General features: G+C 37.8%; 18 protein-coding genes. 9 read left to right on the forward strand and 9 right to left on the reverse strand.

Annotation, left to right across the window (positions count from 1 at the left end; all coding sequences use genetic code 11):
* The first annotated feature begins 253 nt into the window (after positions 1–253).
* The 3 genes from I583_RS14635 (at position 254) to gor (ending at position 3,848) form a co-directional block, all read left to right on the forward strand.
* Positions 254–1,174, forward strand: coding sequence for a peptidase U32 family protein (locus I583_RS14635; protein ID WP_010762187.1), 921 nt, complete (start codon positions 254–256; stop codon positions 1,172–1,174).
* Positions 1,175–1,187: 13 nt separating this feature from the next.
* The gene (locus I583_RS14640; RefSeq protein ID WP_010762188.1) at positions 1,188–2,429 is read left to right on the forward strand and encodes a peptidase U32 family protein; all 1,242 of its coding nucleotides are present in this window, start codon (positions 1,188–1,190) and stop codon (positions 2,427–2,429) included.
* A 66-nt stretch (positions 2,430–2,495) separates the two neighbouring features.
* Positions 2,496–3,848, forward strand: coding sequence for a glutathione-disulfide reductase (gene gor / locus I583_RS14645; RefSeq protein WP_010762189.1), 1,353 nt, complete (start codon positions 2,496–2,498; stop codon positions 3,846–3,848).
* A 38-nt stretch (positions 3,849–3,886) separates the two neighbouring features.
* On the opposite strand, the gene I583_RS14650 is transcribed toward gor, so the two are convergent.
* From I583_RS14650 to I583_RS14665, 4 genes are all read right to left on the reverse strand, one after another.
* Positions 3,887–4,873 carry a polyprenyl synthetase family protein gene (locus I583_RS14650; protein WP_010762190.1) on the reverse strand — a complete coding sequence of 329 codons (987 nt, stop codon included), beginning with the start codon at positions 4,871–4,873 and terminating at the stop codon, positions 3,887–3,889.
* 39 nt (positions 4,874–4,912) lie between these two features.
* Entirely contained in the window at positions 4,913–5,473 is a 561-nt protein-coding gene (locus I583_RS14655; protein ID WP_034683622.1) for a Gx transporter family protein, read from the reverse strand.
* Between the two features lie 16 nt (positions 5,474–5,489).
* On the reverse strand, positions 5,490–5,912 hold the full coding sequence (locus I583_RS14660; RefSeq protein WP_010762192.1) for a NusG domain II-containing protein: 423 nt from the start codon (positions 5,910–5,912) through the stop codon (positions 5,490–5,492).
* A gap of 108 nt (positions 5,913–6,020) precedes the next feature.
* Positions 6,021–7,928, reverse strand: coding sequence for an NAD(P)/FAD-dependent oxidoreductase (locus I583_RS14665; RefSeq protein WP_010762193.1), 1,908 nt, complete (start codon positions 7,926–7,928; stop codon positions 6,021–6,023).
* Positions 7,929–8,193: 265 nt separating this feature from the next.
* On the opposite strand from I583_RS14665, the gene pplA reads away from it, so the two are divergent.
* The 3 genes from pplA to menA all read left to right on the forward strand — a co-directional run bounded on the left by pplA (position 8,194) and on the right by menA (position 11,700).
* The gene (gene pplA / locus I583_RS14670) at positions 8,194–9,123 is read left to right on the forward strand and encodes an extracellular electron transfer flavoprotein PplA (RefSeq protein WP_010762194.1); all 930 of its coding nucleotides are present in this window, start codon (positions 8,194–8,196) and stop codon (positions 9,121–9,123) included.
* Between the two features lie 538 nt (positions 9,124–9,661).
* A complete protein-coding gene (locus I583_RS14675; RefSeq protein ID WP_010762195.1) occupies positions 9,662–10,735 on the forward strand; it encodes an FAD:protein FMN transferase in 1,074 nt (357 codons plus the stop codon).
* Between the two features lie 11 nt (positions 10,736–10,746).
* Complete coding sequence (gene menA, locus I583_RS14680; protein ID WP_010762196.1) at positions 10,747–11,700, forward strand: 1,4-dihydroxy-2-naphthoate polyprenyltransferase; 954 nt, start codon at positions 10,747–10,749, stop codon at positions 11,698–11,700.
* Between the two features lie 82 nt (positions 11,701–11,782).
* Here menA and I583_RS14685 read toward each other — a convergent pair whose 3' ends face one another.
* Positions 11,783–12,754, reverse strand: coding sequence for an LPXTG cell wall anchor domain-containing protein (locus I583_RS14685; protein ID WP_010762197.1), 972 nt, complete (start codon positions 12,752–12,754; stop codon positions 11,783–11,785).
* Positions 12,755–12,888: 134 nt separating this feature from the next.
* The gene (locus I583_RS14690; protein ID WP_010762198.1) at positions 12,889–13,875 is read right to left on the reverse strand and encodes a biotin--[acetyl-CoA-carboxylase] ligase; all 987 of its coding nucleotides are present in this window, start codon (positions 13,873–13,875) and stop codon (positions 12,889–12,891) included.
* 195 nt (positions 13,876–14,070) lie between these two features.
* On the opposite strand from I583_RS14690, the gene I583_RS14695 reads away from it, so the two are divergent.
* Positions 14,071–14,283, forward strand: coding sequence for a zinc ribbon domain-containing protein (locus I583_RS14695; protein ID WP_010762199.1), 213 nt, complete (start codon positions 14,071–14,073; stop codon positions 14,281–14,283).
* A gap of 63 nt (positions 14,284–14,346) precedes the next feature.
* Here the strand turns inward: I583_RS14695 and I583_RS14700 are convergent, their stop codons facing one another.
* From I583_RS14700 to I583_RS14710, 3 genes are all read right to left on the reverse strand, one after another.
* Entirely contained in the window at positions 14,347–15,150 is an 804-nt protein-coding gene (locus I583_RS14700) for an ABC transporter ATP-binding protein (RefSeq protein WP_010762200.1), read from the reverse strand.
* Positions 15,150–16,100 carry an ABC transporter permease gene (locus I583_RS14705; RefSeq protein WP_010762201.1) on the reverse strand — a complete coding sequence of 317 codons (951 nt, stop codon included), beginning with the start codon at positions 16,098–16,100 and terminating at the stop codon, positions 15,150–15,152. The genes I583_RS14700 and I583_RS14705 overlap by 1 nt, the downstream gene beginning before the upstream one ends.
* Before the next feature lie 81 nt (positions 16,101–16,181).
* Positions 16,182–17,159: an ABC transporter substrate-binding protein gene (locus I583_RS14710; protein ID WP_010762202.1), complete on the reverse strand. Its 978-nt coding sequence runs from the start codon at positions 17,157–17,159 to the stop codon at positions 16,182–16,184.
* 492 nt (positions 17,160–17,651) lie between these two features.
* Between I583_RS14710 and I583_RS14715 the strand changes: the two genes are divergently transcribed.
* Entirely contained in the window at positions 17,652–18,224 is a 573-nt protein-coding gene (locus I583_RS14715; protein ID WP_010762203.1) for a hypothetical protein, read from the forward strand.
* A 365-nt stretch (positions 18,225–18,589) separates the two neighbouring features.
* The gene (rpoB, locus tag I583_RS14720; RefSeq protein ID WP_010762204.1) at positions 18,590–22,207 is read left to right on the forward strand and encodes a DNA-directed RNA polymerase subunit beta; all 3,618 of its coding nucleotides are present in this window, start codon (positions 18,590–18,592) and stop codon (positions 22,205–22,207) included.
* The last annotated feature ends 2 nt before the right edge of the window (positions 22,208–22,209 follow it).

Below are 22,209 nucleotides of genomic sequence, written 5' to 3' on the forward strand. Positions count from 1 at the left end.
AAAAAAATCAATAATTCGCTGTGCAAAACGAATCTGTTTTGTACAGCTTTTTTTCTTCATAAAAAAGAGAATGACGAATTAATTTTTATGAAAAATGAGCGTTAAAATAAAGAGATTCTATTGGAAAGTTTGTGAACCTGTGCTACTATAAAACAGTTGTCAGAAGAACGTTTGGAAAAGATAATAGCATTGTTTTTAATGGATCTTGTTGGAGACTGAACAAGCTCATTCAGCTTTTAAAGGAGGATACAAAATGATTGAACTTATTGCGACTGCTGAGTCGATTGAACAAGCAGAGGCTTTGTTAGCAGTAGGGGTAAACACGTTATACATTGGAGAAGAGCTGTTCGGGTTACGCTTGCCGACGTCATTTTCTCGTGAGGAACAGCGGACTATTACTGAAAAAGCACACGAAGTCGGTAAAAAAGTAACGGTTGCATTGAATGGCATTATGCATCCTGAAAAAATGAAGAAGGTTCCGGAATATTTGGCATTTTTGCAGGAGATCAAAGTAGACCAAGTAACAGTTGGGGATCCAGGTGTTGTATTTGTGATGCAGCGTGATGGCATTGATATCCCATATATTTACGATGGCGAAACCTTAGTGACTAGCTCTCGCCAAATCAATTTTTGGGCGAAACGTGGAGCAACTGGTGCAGTATTGGCACGTGAAGTTCCTTTTGAAGAAATGAAAGCGATGAAGGATAACTTGATGGTTCCAGCTGAAGTTCTAGTGTATGGTGCTACATGCATCCACCAATCAAAACGACCATTGCTGCAAAACTACTATAATTTTACTAAAAATGATGAAACAGCTGGCAAAGAACGTGGTTTGTTTATATCAGAACCTAAAAAAGAAGAGACACACTATTCAATTTATGAAGACAGTCACGGTACGCATATTTTTGCAGATAATGATGTGAATTTAATTGGTGAACTGGACAAGCTTCATGAACATAATTACACAAAATGGAAACTTGATGGGATTTACGCGCCAGGGGAGAACTTTGTAAAAGTAGCTAAACAATTCGTAGATGCAAAAGAAAAACTCGAATCAGGTCTTTGGTCACATGCTGAGGCACAAAAAGCAATTGATGAAATCGAAGCTTTGCATCCAGAAAATCGTGGTTTAGACATTGGATTTTTTGATTTAGATCCAGACGAGATAAAATAAGGAGAAAAAACACATGACAAAAGAACGAACACTGAAGCGTCCTGAGGTCTTAGCACCAGCAGGGACGCTAGAAAAACTAAAAACAGCAATTCATTACGGAGCAGACGCAGTATACATTGGCGGAAATGCTTATGGTTTACGTAGTCGTGCAGGCAATTTCACAAAAGAAGATATGATCGAAGGTGTAGCCTTCGCTAAAGAACACGGGGCTAAAGTTTATGTAGCAGCAAATATGGTCACGCATGAAGGGAATCAAGAAGGCGCAGGGGACTTTTTCAGAGAAATCCGCGATGTTGGTATTTCTGCAGTAATCGTTTCTGATCCGGCTTTGATTGAAATTTGTGCAGCAGAAGCGCCTGGTTTACCGATTCATTTGTCTACACAAGCTTCAGCTACCAATTATGAAACATTGGAATTCTGGAAAAACGAAGGGCTAGAACGTGTTGTTTTAGCACGTGAAGTATCAATGGATGAAGTAGCCGAAATTCGTAAAAATACGGATGTTGAGATCGAAGCGTTTATTCATGGCGCAATGTGTATATCGTATTCAGGTAGATGTACGCTGTCTAATCATATGTCTATGCGTGATGCTAACCGAGGCGGCTGTTCTCAATCTTGCCGTTGGAAATATGAGCTTTATGATATGCCTTTTGGCGGTGAACGTACAAGTTTGACTAATAAAGGTGAAGTCGAAGAAGAATTTTCAATGAGTGCGGTGGATATGGCGATGATCCAACATATTCCTGAATTAATTCAAAACGGTGTTGATAGTTTTAAAATAGAAGGACGCATGAAATCAATTCACTACGTTTCAACTGTGGCGAATGTATATAAAAAAGCTGTCGATACGTATATGGAAGATCCTGAAAATTATGAATGCAAACAAGAATGGATCGATGAACTCTGGAAAGTTGCGCAAAGAGAACTTTCAACGGGTTTTTATTATCATGTACCGACAGATGAAGAACAACTATTTGGAGAGCGTCGCAAGATTCCTCAATATAAATTTATTGGGGAAGTTATGGCTTATGATCCTGAGGCAAAAGTCGCAACGATTCGTCAAAGAAACCATTTTAGTGTAGGCGATGAAATTGAATTTTATGGTCCTGGGTTCAATCACTTCCATCAAACAGTAGAAGTTATGTATAATGAAGATGGCGAGTCGATCGATCGGGCACCAAATCCAATGATGATTTTAACGATGCCGGTTGAAGAACCAGTAGCGGTTGGTGATATGATTCGTAAGAAGAAATAAATAATTTGAGTGAGGGATTGGCTTTTAATAGCTTATCCCTTTCATTGCAGAAAGGATAAGTGAATAATGGTAAAACAATATGATTACATCGTAATCGGTGGCGGTAGTGGTGGAATTGCTTCTGCCAATCGTGCAGGGATGCATGGGGCCAGCGTTTTATTGATTGAAGCCGCAGATATTGGCGGAACGTGTGTCAATGTTGGGTGTGTGCCTAAAAAAGTAATGTGGCAAGCAAGTTCGATGATGGAAATGATGAGACGAGATACACAAGGATACGGATTTGACGTGGATGTAAAAGACTTCAGTTTTAAAAAACTTGTTCAAAATCGTGAAGCATATATCAATAATTTACATGCAGCGTATCATCGCGGATTAGATAGTAACAAAGTAGACGTTTTATCTGAGTATGCAACGTTTGTGGATGATCATACGATTGAAGCAGGTGGAGAAATGTATACAGCTCCTCATATTTTGATTGCTACTGGCGGACGTCCTAAAAAATTGGGCATTCCTGGTGAAGAATATGCAATAGATTCTAATGGCTTTTTTGCTTTAGAAGAGCTACCGAAACGAGTCGTATTTATTGGCGCAGGTTATATAGCAGCTGAACTTGCTGGAACACTTCACGGATTAGGTGCTGAAACACATTGGGCATTTCGTAAAGAGCGTCCGTTGCGAGAATTCGATGAAATGCTTTCTGAAAAAGTGGTTGAGCATTATAGCGAAGATGGTATGCATATTTATCCTCACTCAACTCCTCGTTCGATTGAGAAGTTTGAATCTGGAGAATTGATGATCACTTTTGAAAACGGGACTAAAATTATAGCTGACAGTATCGTATTCGGAACGGGTCGCCAACCAAACACGGATACTTTAGGTTTAGAAAATACTCATATTGAACTAACAGATAAAGGTTATGTAAAAGTCGACAAATTTCAAAATACAACACAATCTGGTGTGTATGCTGTTGGAGATGTGATTGGTAAAATCGATTTAACACCTGTTGCTATCGCAGCAGGGAGAAGACTTTCAGAACGTTTATTTAATGGAAAAGAACACGAATATTTAGACTATGAAACAATTCCGACGGTTGTCTTTACTCATCCGCCAGTTGCTACGGTTGGTCTAACTGAAAAAGAAGCAGAAGAAAAATACGGTGACGAGAATATCAAGATCTACCAATCAACGTTTACTCCAATGTATTTTGCACTAGGAGAGTACCGCCAAAAATGCGATATGAAATTAGTGTGTGTTGGCGAAGAGGAAAAAATTGTTGGACTACATGGTATTGGTCTTGGCGTTGATGAGATGTTGCAAGGCTTTGCAGTCGCTGTTAAAATGGGTGCTACGAAGAAGGATTTCGATAATACGGTAGCGATTCATCCGACAGGTTCTGAAGAATTTGTGACGATGAGATAAAAAATAAGGATAAAACGGCTGACGTTTTATCCTTATTTTTAATTTGTTCGTGCAAGAATCGCCTGTGTGATTGTTAACAATTCATTTTTAGCATCAGTAGATGTTTCAGGTAATTTATTAATCCCTTTTAATGCTTGTTGTGTATATTTTTCTGCCAGTTTCTGTGCTTTAGCAACACCGCCAAATGAATGGACGAGTTCGTAGATTTTATTTGTTTCAGAATCAGTTAGTTCTTCTCCTTTTTCAAGGTAAGGAAGTAACATTTCACGACCGTCTTCTAAAGCATATAAAAGTGGCAGTGAATAAATCCCTTGACGGACATCTTCTAGAACAGGTTTACCGATTTGTTCAGGACTTTGTGTATAATCTAAAACATCATCAATGATTTGAAAAGCAATCCCAATATTTTCCCCGATTTTTCCGCAATTTTTAGCAAATCGATCTGATGTTCCACTTTCATAGGCACCCACAAAGCAGCTTAATGAAAAAAGTTCTGCAGTTTTACCAGAAATATTTTCAAGGTACTGATCGATCGTCATGCCAAGATTATAGCGATTGTCCATTTGGCCCAATTCGCCACTCAATATTTTTTCCATGCTTCTGGAGTTCAGCTGGATACTCTTTAAAGAAGAGGAGTAATCAGCTAATAATTTAAAACAGCTGACAAATAAATAATCGCCGGCGTAAACCGCCGTGCTATTGCCGAATTGAGATCGTATAGTTGGTAAGCCGCGTCTGATATCTGCATCATCTACGATATCATCGTGGATCAGGGTTGCAGTGTGAAGTAACTCGATAGCCGCTGCCAAGGCAACAGCTTTTTTTCCTTCTCTTTTTTCACCAAATTGTGAAAATAAAAGTTGATAGGCTGGTCGCAACAATTTACCACCAGAATGGATCATAGACATGACCGCATTTTCGACCTCTTTGTTTTTTAAATTAACACTATTTTCCATTAGCTTTAGTGTGCTGTTTAAATCTTTTGCTAGTTCAGGATATTTTTTCCACATTGGATGAATGTTCATAAAATGACTCCTTTGATTGTACTCGATCAGACTAAGATGTTACTGGAAATATTGACTCCATTTATGTTTGGTTGTTGATTCATAGTTTAACTGGAATTGCCGTAGTGTTTGAACATGGCGTAGCAAGTAGTTAGCCGCAATTCCTATCGCAATGCCAGATAATAAGCCGATAAACGAAAGAAATGGGAGATATAGCATAGGAGCCCACGATTGAGCAAAGAAACAAGTGGTCAATAATTGCCCAACGTTATGCAAAAAGCCACCAGCTGCACTGATTCCAATAATACTGACACGTTTTGGTCCTAGCTGCATGATGATGAGCATACCTAAATAACTAAGTAACGCACCACTAGCACTGTAAAAGAAGGTAGAAATCGTTCCTCCAAGTAAAGTAGTTAAAATCAAACGCATACAGACTAAAAAGAAACTGTCCCTTTTTCTCATGGTAAAAATGGCAATAATTGTAATCAAGTTAGCCAATCCTAATTTTGCACCTGGAGCAAAAGCAAAGGGATATGGAATCATGTTTTCAATTAAGCCAATGATCACACCTTGGGCAACTAACATGGAAATATAGATGTTTTTTTGTAATTTGCTCATAATATACTGGCAACGTTTAGTAAATCAAACTGCCATCCTCACTCCCGTCAGAAGCTTCAACTGTGATGAATAGATTATGTGGTAAACAAGCAATCGGTGTTTCTCCTGCTTTGGATATCCATCCTCGTTGTACGCAAATTTGATCTCCGCAGTTAGTTTCAACCATACGGATTCTGTCTCCACTGACTTCGATTAAGTTGTAATCGCCATCAGCTGCTTCATATTTGTATGTATAAGTTGGGCCATCTTCTTTTAGCTCAAAAACTTTGATGACTTCACCATCTACTTTCAAGACGGCTTGTTTTGCTGCATCGTCTTGGGCGGTATTTTGTATGCCAAAAACAACAAGGGGCAAGAAAGAACTGATCGTTAAAAGTAAAATAATAACAATATCCCACGGACGTATATAACTTTTTTGAATAAATTCTTTAAAATTCAACTCTTTCCTCTCCTTTGTAGTTTTTAGTTGAATATATTCTATCATAATGAGAAAAGAAAGTTCTAGGAGTAAACCTAGAACTCTCTTAGATTTTTGCTATAAAAGTAATTATTTACTACCGTATCTAGATTTAGGTGTTCCATACCACCATTTACCTAGTGTACGTTGTACCCAAGGGATAACCCAGCGGTCTAAACCAAGTGCGCGCCCAGAACCATTCATCAAAGCAAATGCTACAAAGATAAACCAAATGTTTACCCAGTAGAACATACCTGATAGACAGAATGCAATCGTTAAACCAATTGTAGCGGCACTACTTAACCAAGTAAATAATCCAGCAATCAATGCTAAAGCGATCAACACTTCAACAATTGTCATGAATTTTTGCATGAACAAAGCAACTTCTTGGTTAGGCATCATAAATTTCATAACACTTTCAAACCATTTAGGCATATGATCAAATACTTGCATTGGCTCTTCACCATAGGCATAGCTTAAACCAAATTGAGCAGCTTTAGCTGTCGTTTCAGTTGCCTCAGCGCCACCACCTGCAGCAGATGCACCAGTTGTTACTTGTTCTTGTAACCAAGGGAATGGGAAGGCAACTTTATCAGTGAACCATGACCCCTCACCAAACCAAGTGCTTGGCTTCAAGTAATCGCCAGTCCCGACAATTTTCTTCATAGATTCGACTAACCAAACCATACCATAGAATACACGCAACGGAACGCTCCATAAAACATTACCATAACGAGATGAATGTCCACGTGTTACATTACGGTCGTCTTTAATATGGAAGAACTCGTGCATAATGTATTGGAACATGTAATAACCAGAACGGATATCAAAGAAATATTTCAAGTTAACGATGTGCTTCATAATGATTGCTAAGAAACCGCTAAGGTGAATTTTATCAAATAAGTTTGCCACACCCCATTTAGAGCCGACAGAAACCATGAACCCTTGATAATTTCCTTTGAATTTGTGTTTTTCGCTACCTTTGATGTCAGCTACGATATTTGCAGCGGCTGTATGACCAGTTTGTTCAGCAGCTTGAACGATTTGTGGTGTTGGCGTTTCAGGAAATTCTTCGTAATATACCAAGTCACCGACGATATAAATATTTTTGTCTTCGTAGCCTTTCGCTTGCATGTATTCATTTGCAATCAAACGATTGCCACGAGCTGATTCTAAACCGAAGTCAGCAGCATCAGAAGTTGCTTTAACACCAGCAGTCCAGATCAATGTGTGAGTTGCAACAGAAGAACCATCTTTTAATTTGATATGGTCCGCAGCTACTTCAACGATTGGTGCGTTAAGCAACAATTTCACATTTTTCTTTTCTAAATAACGTTCAGCTTTTGCTGCATCATTACGAGAAAGCATGTTTAAGATTGTTGGCATTGCTTCAACGACCATTAATGTAAATTCATTAGGGTCAAGTTTAAATTCTTTTGCAAGACGATCTTTCCAGTCGATCAATTCGCCGACCATTTCGATACCAGTAAATCCTGAACCACAGACAACAAATGTCAGCATCGCTTTACGGACTTCTGGATCTGGCTCGATTGCAGCTTTTTCAACTGTTTCCAAGATATGTTCACGAATTTTCAGAGAGTTTTCAAAAGACCATAAAGTAAATCCATGTTCTTTAACTCCAGGAGTACCAAAATCATTTGGCTCGCCACCCATACCGATGATCAATTGGTCAAATTCATAAGAACCTAACTTCGTTTGAACGACTTTTTTGTCTTTATCGATACCAGTTACAGTGTCTGTTACAAGAGTAACATTCTTTTTACGTGAGAATAAACGTTGCAAGTCATATTGAATCGCAGAAGGCTCAACACGTCCTCCAGCTACTTCATGCAACTCAGTCATCATGGTGTGGTAAGAATGACGATCAATTAAAGTAATCTCAACGTCAGAATCTTTTTTCAATTTTTTGGCTAAAAATTTAGTAGCTGAAACTCCAGCATAACCAGCTCCCACAACGACAATTTTTTGCTTTGTCATTGATAATCCGCTCCTTAAAAAAATAAAATAGAAAATGATAATAATTACACAATCGAATTCATTATATAGCGATATTCAGGTTTTGTCTAATAACAATTCTTAAATATAGGAAATAAATTTTTATTATTAAAAAAGTGTGAAAAACGGGTAAAATTTTGTCTTTCTTTTATAACTTTAATTGACATAATTGAAATTTTCTATAGAATGTAAATTATATCACAAACTTAATTTGTGAACGTTTAAGAAAAGGAAAAGGTGAACAAAAATGAAAATGAACAAAATTGTAAAGGGCTTCACAGCTATCGCACTTTCATCTCTTTTATTAGCAGCATGTGGATCAGATCAAAAGAAAGATACAGCAAAATCATCTGATTCAAGTACTGCAACATCAAAAACAGCTGAATCTTCTAAAGCAACAGAAAAAGAAGCTGGTGCAGATTTACAAGATGGTACTTATAAATTAGAAGAAAAAAATGAATCAAATGGTTACCGTGCAACATTCGAAATGACTGTTAAAGATGGTAAAATCACTGAATCTAACTATGACAATATCAACGCTGAAGGTAAATCAAAGGCGGATGATAAAGACTACAACAAAAATATGAAAGACAAATCAGGCGTAGGCCCAGCTGAATACATCAAAGAATTAAACGATTCTTTTGTTAAAGCACAAAGCGCTGACGGTGTAGAAGTTGTAACTGGTGCGACTCACTCTAGTGAATCATTCCAAAACTATGCACAACAATTGATCCAAGCAGCTCAAGCTGGAGATACTAAAACAATCGAAATCGACAATGGGGCTGACCTTAAAGATGGTAAGTATTCATTGAAAGAAAAAAATAATTCAAACGGCTACCACACTGAATTTTCAATCGTTGTTAAAGACGGCAAAGTAACAGAATCTAACTACGATAACGTTAATGATGAAGGCAAATCTAAAAAAGATGATGCTGACTACAACAAAAACATGAAAGACAAATCAGGCGTAGGTCCAGCTGAATATATTAAAACTTTAAACGAAGAATTAGTTAAAGCGATGAACGAAAAAGACGGCTCAGCTGCAAACGTAGAAGTCGTAACTGGCGCAACTCACAGCTCACATTCATTTGTAACTTATGCAGAACAATTGATCAACGCTGCTGAAAAAGGCGATACTAACGAAATCGTTGTAGACAATATTGTAATGAAAAAATAATTTTTCATAGTGTAAATTGAAAGATAATGATGTGCAGAATTCAGATACTTATCTGGATTCTGCTTTTTGCTGTGAATCACCACGATTGGCTTTGCCAGAGTGGATGATGAACAGTACTTGGCGACCAAAGGGAGAGAAGTAACCATACTAGGAATCACCCAACGCCATAATCTCAAACACCCAAAGGTAATCTGGATTTAAAAAAAGTGATTTTATAAATACAAAGAATCACCCTGACAAGCTTTGCCAGAGTGGATGATGAACAGTACTTGGCGACCAAAGGGAGAGAAGTAACCATACTAGGAACCACCCAACGCCATAATCTCAAACACCAAAGGTAATCCGGGTTCAAAAAAAGTGATTTTATAAATACAAAGAACCACCCTGACGAGCTTTGCCAGAGTGGATGATGAACAGTAAAAGGTTAGTTACTCCCATTTATTTAAAAACACAATCAACAAATAGAAAATCCTTTCCATTCAAGAGAAAAAGCGCTACTATAAATAAGATAATTTTTCTATTTAGAAAGAGGGATACGATGAAAAACAAAAAATCACTGATCATTTTAATAACAGCACTATTTTTAGTCATTCTAGCAGGATGTAACTCAAAAAATGAGGGATCAAAAATCAACAAAGAACCTTATTCAGATCAACAATCACTTCTAGGGACGTATGTACAAGTAAGAATCTATGATGATGGCAAAGAAGATGTCCTGAAAAAAGCCTTTGCTCGTGTCAAGGAACTAGGGGATAAAATCACTGTAAATGAAAAAGGTTCAGAAATCGATGAAATCAATGAACAAGCTGGTATAAAACCCGTCAAAGTTTCTGATGATATTTATCCATTGTTGAAACGTGCATATGAATACAGTGAAGATTCTTCCGGCGGTTTTGATATGGCGATCGGGCCAATCACCCAATTGTGGCATATTGGCTTTGACGATGCTCGTAAGCCTTCACAAGAAGAAATCGATCAAGCGCTAAAATTAGTTGATTATCATAAAGTAAAATTAAATGATGAAGAAAAAACAGTTTATCTCGAAGAAAAGGGCATGCAGCTTGATTTAGGTGCGATTGCAAAAGGATTTATTACAGATGAAGTTGTGAAAGTCTTAAAAGACAATGGTGTAACGACTGCAATCGTGGATTTAGGTGGAAATGTCTATGTACTTGGACATAGTCCTCGCGGTAAGGATATGGATTGGAATGTCGGAATTCAAGATCCTAACAAAGCACGTAATACCGTAATCGGAACGGTTCAAGAAAGTAATAAGACATTAGTAACTTCAGGTATCTATGAACGCTTTTTAGAAGTAGATGGGAAAAAATATCATCACTTATTTGATCCTAAAACAGGTTATCCTTTTGATAATGATATTGCTGGTGTGACAGTGATTACAAATGAATCGATCGATGGTGATGGATTATCAACCGCTGTATTTTCTATGGGAGTCAAAAAAGGCTTGGAGTATGCTGAAGGTCTGAAAGATGTCGATGTGATTTTTGTTACAAAAGAGGATAAAGTATTTGTAAGTAAAGATATCGAAAAGATTTTTGAATTAGGAAAAGATTCAGGTTATACAATGGGTGATCGTAAAGACCTGAAATAAGGAGAACGGATATGTCTTTGAAAGTGTTTTTGCAAGTTGTGGAAATTCAGACGAAATTAGCAAGTCTATTTCCCTTTGCAATTGGGGTGCTATTTTCGATAGCTTATTTTAATCAGTTTCACGCAGGGTATACCCTGTTATTTTTCATTGGAATGGTTGTATTCGATATGGCGACGACCGCAATCAATAATTATATGGATTTTAAGAAAGCAAAATCGCAAGTATACAAATATGAAGAGAATATTATTGGCAGTTCAGGGATTGCGCCAGTTTTAGTTAGAAATATGATCTTTGGAATGATCGCTTTTGCAGCAGTTATCGGAATTTTTTTGACTGCTAAAACAGGTTGGTTATGTTTGGTAATAGGTGGAGTGTGCTGTTTTATTGGTATTTTTTACACATTTGGTCCGATTCCGCTCTCTCGTATGCCCTTAGGTGAAGTATTTAGCGGATTTACTATGGGACTTGGGATTTTTGCGCTGACGATTTATTTGAATGTACAAGTGAATCCTCCGTTTTATCTAATGCTTGATTGGAGTCGTGGAATATTCGCTTTGACTGGCAATCTGTGGGCAGTATTAGCGATCATTTGGGCCTCTTTACCGATGGTGTTTACGATTGCGAATATCATGCTGGCAAATAATTTGAGAGATTTAGATACAGATATTGAGAATCACCGTTATACATTGGTTTATTATATTGGTAGAAAGCAAGGTTTGATTTTATTTCAACTATTGATGATGGCGTGTTATGTGGTTGTTTTGATTGGCTTGCCATTTGGCGTGTATCGCTGGCCGATTTTAACTGTATTTTTATCTTTGCCAGTTATTTTGAACAATCTTCAGCTGTTCAAAAAGGAATTGCCGCATCCTAAAAGCTTTGGTTATTCGATAAAAAATTTGATGGTATTTAATGGAAGTTATTTATTAGGTCTATTACTGACGATTATTTTAGAAAAAATTTAAATAAAAAAGAAGGAAGCAGTAACCAACAACGACTCTGCTTCCTTCTTTTTTACGCTCTATTTTAACAACCCTTTTTCAAACACTACTTTTTATTTTTTTTACTCTTAATGAATAGAAATAGTATAGCTAGTAAAATAATGGCAATACCGACAATTGAAACGTAAACTGTTTTCTTTTCCCCTGTATTTGGAAATAGATCTTTTTTCTTTTCTTCTTTTTTCTCAGAAGAGGACTGTGTACTTTCCACAGGGTTAGATGTGTCTGTAGTTGCAGAGACACCAGCGAAGGTTTTATCGTTCAATGTGTAGACAGGTGAATAGTCGTTAGTTTCACTGTTAAAAGCAAAGAAACTGTAATTGTCTTGGTAAGAAAGTGTAAAGTAACCTTCAGCATCTGTTGAAACAGGATTATTTAGATCAACAAATGGATAAAATAATGTTATGTTTGCAGGTGCTGAATCATAGTTAGCAGTATTGTCTCCGTATATATGAACGTTACTTGCTGCTACGCCATCTACTGATGATACTTTTCCTTTAACTTGTTTGTTGTCAGAATCATAGGAGATAAACTGTATATTGTAAGTTGGGGCAGTTTTTACTACTGTATACGCCATATTTAGGATAACTTCTTGTTTTTCTCCTTGATCCTCTTCCCAAGGATAAAGCATGAAGCTAACGTTGACTAAATTTTTTCCTAGTTTATCTGTTGGAGCTTCGTCTAAAAGTTTAAGATCTCTAAATGCAGCACCATGAAAACCTCCATCTTGGTAGAGCATTTCAGCCGTCACTTTTTCTCCTTGAAAGACAACGAGTGTTGTGTGGATAATGTCACCGTACAGATTTCCAATAGTGTTGGATGTTTCGGAGGAACTTGAATCTAATGTGGAAGAAGAACTGTTCTCCACAATTTTCTCATCATTTTTTTCTGTGTCTTGTGTTGAGGCTGAAGAGCTTTCAACTTTTGAATCCTCAGTGGTAGATAATATTTCCTCTGCAAAACTTGTGATTGGAAGAGCAAGCGATAATGCAACCAAACAAAAAACAATTCTTTTCATAACTATTCTCCTTTTCGTAATATTTGTATCATTTGCAATACAAATGTAACATAACGGAAATATATAGCAAATAGGGGTAAGAAAACTTTCGCGTTTCTTAAGGGAATCTTAAGGTTTATGTTTAGTTATGAATCCTAAAGTGTTGGATTTATACTGTTCAGGCTAATTTCTCCAGAAGAAAGTACTTTTTCTTTTTTATCTTGAAGTTGGACAACTAATTCACCATGATCGTTGATTGCTGTTGCGATCCCTTTATAGTCAATGCCAGTCTGCGTGAAAGAGACGGTCTTCCCAAGGACAAACGATTTTTGGCGATATTCTTCTAAAAAACTTTGTTCCGGTAGTTGATTTAGTATGGCATAAAATTGATTCCAAATTTCTCCAATCAATTCGTTTCTTGTAATGATTGGTTCATCTTCTGGAAATAGAGAGGTTGCTTTTTCTCTTAATTCTTTTGGAAACTCATTTTGTTTTAAAGAAAAATTGATTCCCATACCGATAATGACGTTTGAAATTTGTCCTGATTCTACATCACTCATGGCTTCTGATAAAATCCCACAGACTTTTTTGCCATTGATATAAATATCGTTGACCCACTTGATTTTAGTTTGTACAGGTGTCAGATTGTCCATTGCTCGAGCAATCGCTACCGCCATGATCACAGTATATTGCGCCATTTCTTCAAAGTTTTGATTCGGTCTTAATAACATGCTCATGTAAATACCACTGCCTGCTTTTGAGAAGAACGGTCGGCCAAACCGTCCTTTTGGAGCTTCTTGGATATCCGCTACGATCAATGTATTATCTGGTTCTCCGTTTATTGCGGCCAGTTTAGCATCTTTCATTGTGGACTCTGAAGAGTTTAGAACCGTTATTGACAGGTTAGGAGTTGCAGAACCTAAAGCTAAACGAATTCCCTCCGCGGATAAAACGTCTGATTTATCATAGCGATAGCCCTTATTGCGGCTACTTGAAATAATATGACCTTCTTTTTTCAGTTCATTGATGGCTTTCCAAATCGCTGTACGTGATAAAGAAAGTTGTTGCGCCATTTCTTCTCCTGAAATAAACGCTGGCGCTTGTTTCATTAATAAAGTTAACACCTGACTTTTTGTAGACATAGACCTCGCTCCTTTATAGTAGTTTCATTGTATCTGATGTGAGGAAGAGTGGTCAACTGCAATACGTCTGAAAGAGGAGAGGAAAATCCTTCTAAAGATGTATGATTTCACCTTGAAAAATTGTTATAATCAAATGGTAGGAATGAGAAGCAAAGTATTGAACTAGAAAGTTAATAGAGAGATGGAGTTGGGAAAATGGAAAAGCAACAATATATTTGTGATAAGTGTGGAAATGAGCACTATGTTTCCGATCAGTTTCAAGCAACAGGAGGAAACTTCGCAAAAATATTTGACGTACAAAATAAAAAATTTATCACAGTCAGCTGTACGAGATGCGGCTTTACGGAATTATACCGTGGACAAACATCAGATGGTTGGAATGTTTTAGACTTTTTAATAGGTGGCTAATCGCCAACTAAATAAATGAAAAAGGAAGTTCGAGTGTACGGATCACTTGAACTTCCTTTTTGTTTAAACTAATAATAACTGATCGTCTTTTAATTCAGTACCGCTATTTTTATGGAACATCTCCATCAATTCATTGACAGTTAAATCCTTTTTCTGCTCAGCAGGTACATCTACTACGACTTGACCTTGATGTAGCATGATCAAACGGTTGCCGTAACGAATCGCATCTTCCATATCGTGCGTCACCATAAATGCCGTTAGATTTTGCTCTTGGATCAATTTTTCTGTCAACTCCATGACAGTGATCGATGTTTTAGGATCAAGTGCTGCTGTGTGTTCATCTAGCAAAATCAATTCTGGGCGAATCAAGGTAGCCATTAGCAAGGTAATCGCCTGACGTTGTCCGCCAGATAGTAAACCAATTTCTGTACCTAAACGATTTTCCAATCCTAAATTCAAACTAGCTAATTGTTCTTTGAAGAAATTTCGGTCATTTTTGCGAACGCCATTGCCTAAACCACGTTTTTTTCCACGTTTCATAGCAAGTGCCATATTTTCTTCCACAGTTAAACGAACAGCCGTCCCCATCTTAGGGTCTTGAAAAACACGGCTGATTTGTTTTGAGCGGGCAACGACACGTTGTTTTGTGATGTCTTTACCGTTTAAAGCTAACTGACCTTCTTCGATCGGCAATGTGCCAGCGATACTATTTAGTAAAGTAGATTTACCAGCGCCGTTTCCACCGATGATTGTAATGAACTCCCCTTGGTTGATGGTCAAATCAATTCCTTTTAATACGTGATTTTCATTAACTGTTCCGCGTTCAAAATATTGGTGTAAGTTTTTGATTGTTAATACAGGCTCCATTAATTTGCTCCTCCTTTACGTTTTCCAAGCTTAGAAAATCCTAATTTTTTTTGAATCAGAGGTGAAGAGAGACAGATGACCAAAATGATTGCTGAGAATAATTTCAAATCCGCGGGATCAACGCGTAGCTCTAAAACACAAGCGAGGATAAAACGGTACAAGATGGCACCAATCACAATTGTAATCAAACGCAGACCAAGTGATTTATTTTTAAAGAGAACCTCAGCAATGATGATCGAAGCAAGCCCGATAACGATCGTTCCAATACCAGAATTCAAATCAGCAAAGTTATTATTTTGTACAAGTAAAGCACCTGATAGTGCAATACAACCATTAGATAGCATATATCCGATGATCTTCATATTGTCTGTTTTGATCCCATTGGCTTCACTCATGTCGATGTTGTCACCAGTAGCTCGTGTGGCTAAGCCGATTTCAGTTTTAAAGAATAAGACAAGTAAGACAATAACCAAAAGTACAATGATCGAACCGACAACTATCGCGCTGTTGACTTTAGTGAAACCTAACGACTGAGCGTGAGAGAAAATCGAATCTGTCCCAATCAAAGAAATATTTGGAGCGCCCATGATCCGTGAGTTGATACTGTAAAGACCTGTCATTGTGATGATTCCTGCTAATAAAGCAGGGATTTTTAATTTTGTATGCAGTAGTCCCGAAACAAGACCTGCTAACATGCCAGCAATAAAAGCAAAAAGCAATGCCACGATTGGCGCTATCATATAATGGATATCAAATAAAGACTGGATAGGCGCCGGCCAAGTGGTCGGATCTTTTGCTAAAATAACTGCGGCTACAGCGCCGCCTAAAGGAAAACTTCCTTCTGTCGTCAAATCAGCAATGTCTAAAATACGGTAAGTTAGAAAGACTCCAATGGCAAGTAACGACCAAAGAAGACCTTGAGAGGTTGAGGATAGTAGTATGTCTAACAATAAAATCAGCTTCTTTCAATAATTAGTATGTAACAGTTGAGAAAAAGCTAGTCGCTTATTTTCTCAACAATTGTTTAGATGTTAAGGTGCTTTTATAGTATCAGGATCGATGTCTAAGGCTTTCGCCATGTCTTTATTTACAAAAAGTTCTAAGTCTTTCGCTTTTTCAACAGGCATGCCCTCAGGTTTTGCTTCACCTTTTAGAATTTTTGCAGCCATAACACCTGTTTGTTTACCTAGTGATTTATAATCGATTCCGACAGTTGCTAAGCCACCTTCTTCAACTTGTTCGATTGAACCTGCAATAACCGGGATCTTATGTTCTTTCGCTACTTCACCGATAACAGCAGCTGCTGAGGCGAAAGTATTATCTGTTGGGATATAAATGGCATCAACATCTTTTGCTAAGCTTGTCGTTACTTGTTGTACGTCATTCGTTGAATTTGCCGTTAAAATTTTTGCTTTGATTCCAGCTTCTTTTAAGGCTTTTGCAGCCATATCAGCTTGAATTTTAGAATTCGCTTCCCCTGCGTTGTACATAATCCCCACAATTTTAGCATCGGGCACAATGTTCAATAATAGGGCAATTTGTTTGTCGATTGGGACGATATCCGTAGTTCCTGTAACATTGCCGCCAGGTTTTTCATCGGATTTGACTAATTTAGCGCTGACTAAGTCAGTAACTGCTGTGACTAGAATCGGTATGTCTGTTGTTTCGTTCAATAAAGACTGAGCGGCAGGTGTTGCGATTCCTAAAAGTAGGTCTGGTTTTTCTTTGACTAGTTTTTCACTCATACTTTTTAATTGGGCTTGATCATTTTGGGCATTGCTGTATTCAATCGTCAGATTTTCGCCATCCTTAAATCCGTTATCAGCTAAGCCTTCTTTGAATCCTTCAAATGCAGCATCTAGTGAGCCATGTTCAACAGGTTGTAACACACCGATTTTTTTACTGTCACTATTTGTTCCGTTAGCTGCTTTTTTGCCATCGCCACATGCGCCAAGAGCCAATAATGCTACTGCCGACATGATGCTTAGTCCTACTAGTTTCTTTTTCATCTTGATTCCTCCAATTATGATTGATGTTGATAAAACAAAAAATCCATTTAGACAATATGCCTAAATGGATTGATAAAAGTCGTAGGTAAACACTTCTTTATTCGCCACTTAGGAATGTCTAGGTGGCTGTTTGTTCAATACAAAGCGCTCTAGCCATCATAGATACAAAAACAGGTTTTTGCTGTTTGTACCCACGATTGCATGAATACAAAACTATCTAAAGTAGCTAAAGTAAGCTTTATTCAGTTGTGCGTTGATTGAGTATGTCATAAAAGATCCCTCCGCAAATTGAATTGTGTTTAGTATAAAGGAAAAGGAGGTCTACTGTCAACTCATTTTTTAAATTTTCTGAACATTCATGTAATGAACATGAATTTGTGAAATTTTTAAATTAATTGTAATAAACCAAATAAAAATGGATATCTTTGTGAATTTAAACGATTTCATGCTACTATTTAACTGAATAAATAGTAAATTATTAGGAGGATGTATATGATTTCGAAAAAATTAATCACATTAGGAACATTAGCAGCAACTGTATTAGTATTGGGTGCATGTAACAGTGACAATAAAGCTTCTAAAGATAGTTCCTCTGATAGCAAAACAGAAACATCAATGAGTTCAAGTGTTGATGCAGTGAGTGGTGCTTCAATAAGTGACAAACCAGAAGTAATTGAAAAAGCGTTGAGTAAAGATGGTAACTGGATTGTTGCGGCAACAGCTGATCTGACTTTTGATAAAGATGTAACAGTAGCGGGTGAGTTCCACGATAAAGGGGAAGCTTCAAACGATATTTATAGAAAATTAGCATTATATGCACAAGACTCAGATAAAAAAGTGACAGCTGAGTATACAGTTACTGTTCCTAAACTAGTTGTTGAAACAGAAAACTTCAATATTGTGAATGGAACTGTTAAAGGGGATATCTTAGTTAAAGCCAATGGTTTTGTCTTAAATGGCACAAAAGTTGAAGGGAACGTAACCTTCGAAAAAGAAGAATACAAAACTTCTGCTACTCTAGATAAAGAAGGCGCTGAAATTACTGGAGAAACTACAGTTCAATAAGAAAAAATAGTAGAATATGTAAGAAGGCATTCGGTGTTTATCGAGTGTCTTTTTTTGTAGAAAGCAGGGCACTAGAAGCTTGCGAAAAACCTTGACTTTTATTATAGAAGGAAGTACAATGTATAGATGCAAAAACTATCTGAAAAATGACAAAGCAGGAGCGAAATATTGTCCGTTCCGGTTTTTAATAGGGAAACAAAAGTAGAGACGCACGAGAAATTTTCAAGAGCACATTCTATTTTTGGTTTTTTTTTGCCTAAAAACTGCAAAAAATGCTCAATATTACAGATATTTAATATTTGTAATATTAAAGAAATATTTTCGGTTAGTGTTTTGATAGACTTTTAATTAGAGGAGTGAAGAGCTTGGCTGGACACGTAGTAAAATACGGAAAACACCGCGAACGTAGAAGTTTCGCCCGGATCAGTGAAGTGTTGGAATTACCCAACTTGATCGAGATTCAAACAGACTCTTACCAATGGTTTTTAGATGAAGGACTAAGAGAAATGTTTGAGGACATTTTACCGATCGATGATTTTCAAGGAAACCTATCTTTGGAATTTGTGGATTATGAATTAAAAGAACCTAAGTATACGGTAGAAGAAGCGCGTGCACATGACGCAAACTATTCTGCACCGTTACACGTTACTCTACGATTGACAAACCGTGAATCTGGAGAAATCAAATCACAAGAAGTATTCTTCGGTGATTTCCCTCTAATGACTGAAATGGGAACATTTATCATCAATGGTGCAGAACGTGTTATCGTTTCTCAATTGGTACGTTCACCAGGTGTTTATTTCCATGGAAAAGTAGATAAAAATGGTAAAGAAGGCTTTGGTTCAACAGTGATCCCTAACCGTGGTGCATGGTTAGAAATGGAAACTGACGCAAAAGATATTTCTTACGTACGTATTGACCGTACACGTAAAATTCCTTTGACTGTATTAGTTCGTGCCTTAGGTTTTGGCTCTGATGATACAATTTTTGAAATTTTCGGTGAAACATTAAGCTTACGTAATACAATCGAAAAAGATTTACACAAAAACGCAAGCGACTCTCGTACTGAAGAAGGGTTAAAAGATATTTATGAGCGTCTTCGACCTGGTGAGCCGAAAACGGCTGACAGTTCTCGTAACTTACTGAACGCTCGTTTCTTCGATCCAAAACGTTATGACTTAGCGAACGTTGGTCGTTACAAAGTCAACAAAAAATTAGATTTAAAAACACGTCTATTGAACCTAACTTTAGGAGAAACATTGATCGATGCTGAAACTGGCGAAATCATCGTTGAAAAAGGAACAGTATTAACTCACCAAGTAATGGAAACATTAGGTGAACATATCGATAACGGCTTAAACAGTGTAACGTATTACCCAAGCGAAGATGGTGTAGTTACTGAACCAATGACAGTTCAAGTGATCAAAGTTCTTTCTCCAAAAGATCCAGAACGCATCGTGAACGTCATCGGTAATGGGTATCCTGATACAAGTGTGAAGACTGTTCGTCCAGCAGATATCGTGGCTTCAATGAGTTATTTCTTTAACTTACAAGAAGACATCGGCAATGTAGATGATATCGATCACTTAGGAAACCGTCGTATTCGTTCAGTTGGTGAATTACTACAAAACCAATTCCGTATTGGTTTAGCTCGTATGGAGCGTGTGGTTCGTGAAAGAATGTCTATTCAAGACACTGAAACACTAACACCACAACAATTGATCAATATTCGTCCAGTTGTTGCAAGTATCAAAGAATTCTTTGGATCTTCTCAATTATCACAATTCATGGATCAAACAAATCCTCTAGGTGAGTTGACACACAAACGTCGTCTATCTGCCTTAGGACCTGGTGGTTTGACTCGTGACCGTGCTGGTTATGAAGTTCGAGACGTTCACTATTCCCACTATGGCCGTATGTGTCCGATCGAAACACCTGAGGGACCAAATATTGGGTTGATCAACAGCTTGTCAAGTTATGCCAAAGTGAACAAATTTGGTTTTATTGAAACACCTTATCGTCGTGTTGATCGTGCCACTGGCAGAGTAACAGATAAAGTAGATTACCTAACTGCTGACACAGAGGATCACTACATTGTAGCGCAAGCAAACTCACGCTTAAATGAAGATGGAACATTCGCTGAAGAATTAGTAATGGCTCGTCTGCAAAGTGAAAACTTGGAAGTGACGATCGATAGAGTCGATTACATGGACGTTTCACCTAAACAGGTAGTTGCTGTTGCGACGGCTTGTATTCCTTTCTTAGAAAACGATGACTCCAACCGTGCCTTGATGGGTGCCAACATGCAACGTCAAGCAGTGCCATTGATCCAACCTCGTTCACCACTTGTGGGAACTGGTATGGAATACAAATCAGCACATGACTCGGGTGCTGCTCTACTATGTAAACATGATGGTGTCGTTGAATATGTGGATGCATCAGAAGTACGCGTTCGCCGTGACAATGGCGCATTAGATAAATATATGGTAACAAAATTCCGTCGTTCAAATTCAGGAACAAGTTACAACCAACGTCCAATCGTTCTTTTAGGCGAAAAAGTTGAAAAAGGCGATACATTAGCAGATGGACCTTCTATGGAAGAAGGCGAAATGGCTTTAGGGCAAAACGTACTTGTCGGATTCATGACTTGGGAAGGATACAACTACGAGGATGCAATCATCATGAGCCGTCGTTTGGTAAAAGATGATGTTTATACTTCTATTCATATTGAAGAATACGAATCAGAAGCTCGTGATACAAAATTAGGACCTGAAGAAATCACGCGTGAAATTCCAAACGTCGGAGAAGATGCTTTGAAAGATCTTGACGAAATGGGCATTATCCGTATCGGTGCTGAAGTTAAAGATGGTGACCTATTAGTAGGTAAAGTAACGCCTAAAGGGGTAACTGAGTTATCTGCTGAAGAACGTTTACTACATGCAATCTTTGGTGAAAAAGCCCGTGAAGTTCGTGATACATCTCTACGTGTGCCTCACGGTGGCGGCGGGATTGTTCATGATGTGAAAATCTTTACTCGTGAAGCCGGAGACGAATTATCTCCAGGCGTAAACATGTTAGTTCGTGTGTATATCGTGCAAAAACGTAAAATCAACGAAGGCGATAAAATGGCCGGACGTCACGGTAATAAAGGGGTTGTATCCCGTATTATGCCGGAAGAGGATATGCCATTCTTACCAGACGGCACACCAATCGATGTCATGTTGAACCCGCTTGGGGTACCATCACGTATGAATATTGGACAAGTACTAGAATTGCACTTGGGTATGGCTGCTCGTCAGTTAGGTATCCACATTGCAACACCAGTATTCGATGGCGCCAATGATGATGACGTTTGGGAAACAGTTCGTGAAGCGGGTATGGCTCGTGATGCGAAAACTGTTCTTTATGACGGACGTACTGGTGAACCATTTGATAACCGTATCTCTGTTGGTGTGATGTACATGATCAAATTGGCCCACATGGTCGATGATAAATTACATGCTCGTTCTATTGGACCATACTCACTTGTTACCCAACAACCACTTGGAGGTAAAGCTCAATTTGGTGGACAACGTTTTGGGGAAATGGAAGTATGGGCACTGGAAGCATACGGTGCAGCTTACACATTACAAGAAATCTTAACGTACAAATCTGATGACGTAGTTGGTCGTGTGAAAACATACGAAGCGATCGTTAAGGGTGAACCAATTCCAAAACCAGGCGTGCCAGAATCATTCCGCGTATTGGTAAAAGAATTACAATCACTTGGATTAGATATGCGCGTATTGGACATTGAAGAACAAGAAATCGAATTACGTGATATGGATGACGATGATGATGACTTGATCACAGTTGATGCCCTAACAAAATTTGCCGAACAACAATCAGCGAAACAATTAGAAAAAGAAGCAGCTGAAGCGAAAGAAGCTGCAGATGCAGTTCTTGAACAAGAAATAGAAACTGCTGAAGATACAAAAGACTAATT

The sequence above is a fragment of the Enterococcus haemoperoxidus ATCC BAA-382 genome, from assembly GCF_000407165.1.
Taxonomy (GTDB): Bacteria; Bacillota; Bacilli; order Lactobacillales; family Enterococcaceae; genus Enterococcus_L; species Enterococcus_L haemoperoxidus.

Coding starts and splice junctions, on each gene's coding strand:
- I583_RS14650 (WP_010762190.1), bottom strand. CDS start 4,873: ATGAACATTCATCCAATGTGGAAAAAATATCCTGAACTAGCAAAAGAT.
- I583_RS14685 (WP_010762197.1), bottom strand. CDS start 12,754: ATGAAAAGAATTGTTTTTTGTTTGGTTGCATTATCGCTTGCTCTTCCA.
- I583_RS14710 (WP_010762202.1), bottom strand. CDS start 17,159: ATGAAAAAGAAACTAGTAGGACTAAGCATCATGTCGGCAGTAGCATTA.
- menA (WP_010762196.1), top strand. CDS start 10,747: ATGTCTTTGAAAGTGTTTTTGCAAGTTGTGGAAATTCAGACGAAATTA.
- gor (WP_010762189.1), top strand. CDS start 2,496: ATGGTAAAACAATATGATTACATCGTAATCGGTGGCGGTAGTGGTGGA.
- I583_RS14695 (WP_010762199.1), top strand. CDS start 14,071: ATGGAAAAGCAACAATATATTTGTGATAAGTGTGGAAATGAGCACTAT.
- I583_RS14665 (WP_010762193.1), bottom strand. CDS start 7,928: ATGACAAAGCAAAAAATTGTCGTTGTGGGAGCTGGTTATGCTGGAGTT.
- I583_RS14675 (WP_010762195.1), top strand. CDS start 9,662: ATGAAAAACAAAAAATCACTGATCATTTTAATAACAGCACTATTTTTA.
- pplA (WP_010762194.1), top strand. CDS start 8,194: ATGAAAATGAACAAAATTGTAAAGGGCTTCACAGCTATCGCACTTTCA.
- I583_RS14635 (WP_010762187.1), top strand. CDS start 254: ATGATTGAACTTATTGCGACTGCTGAGTCGATTGAACAAGCAGAGGCT.
- I583_RS14690 (WP_010762198.1), bottom strand. CDS start 13,875: ATGTCTACAAAAAGTCAGGTGTTAACTTTATTAATGAAACAAGCGCCA.
- I583_RS14700 (WP_010762200.1), bottom strand. CDS start 15,150: ATGGAGCCTGTATTAACAATCAAAAACTTACACCAATATTTTGAACGC.
- I583_RS14640 (WP_010762188.1), top strand. CDS start 1,188: ATGACAAAAGAACGAACACTGAAGCGTCCTGAGGTCTTAGCACCAGCA.
- I583_RS14655 (WP_034683622.1), bottom strand. CDS start 5,473: ATGAGCAAATTACAAAAAAACATCTATATTTCCATGTTAGTTGCCCAA.
- I583_RS14715 (WP_010762203.1), top strand. CDS start 17,652: ATGATTTCGAAAAAATTAATCACATTAGGAACATTAGCAGCAACTGTA.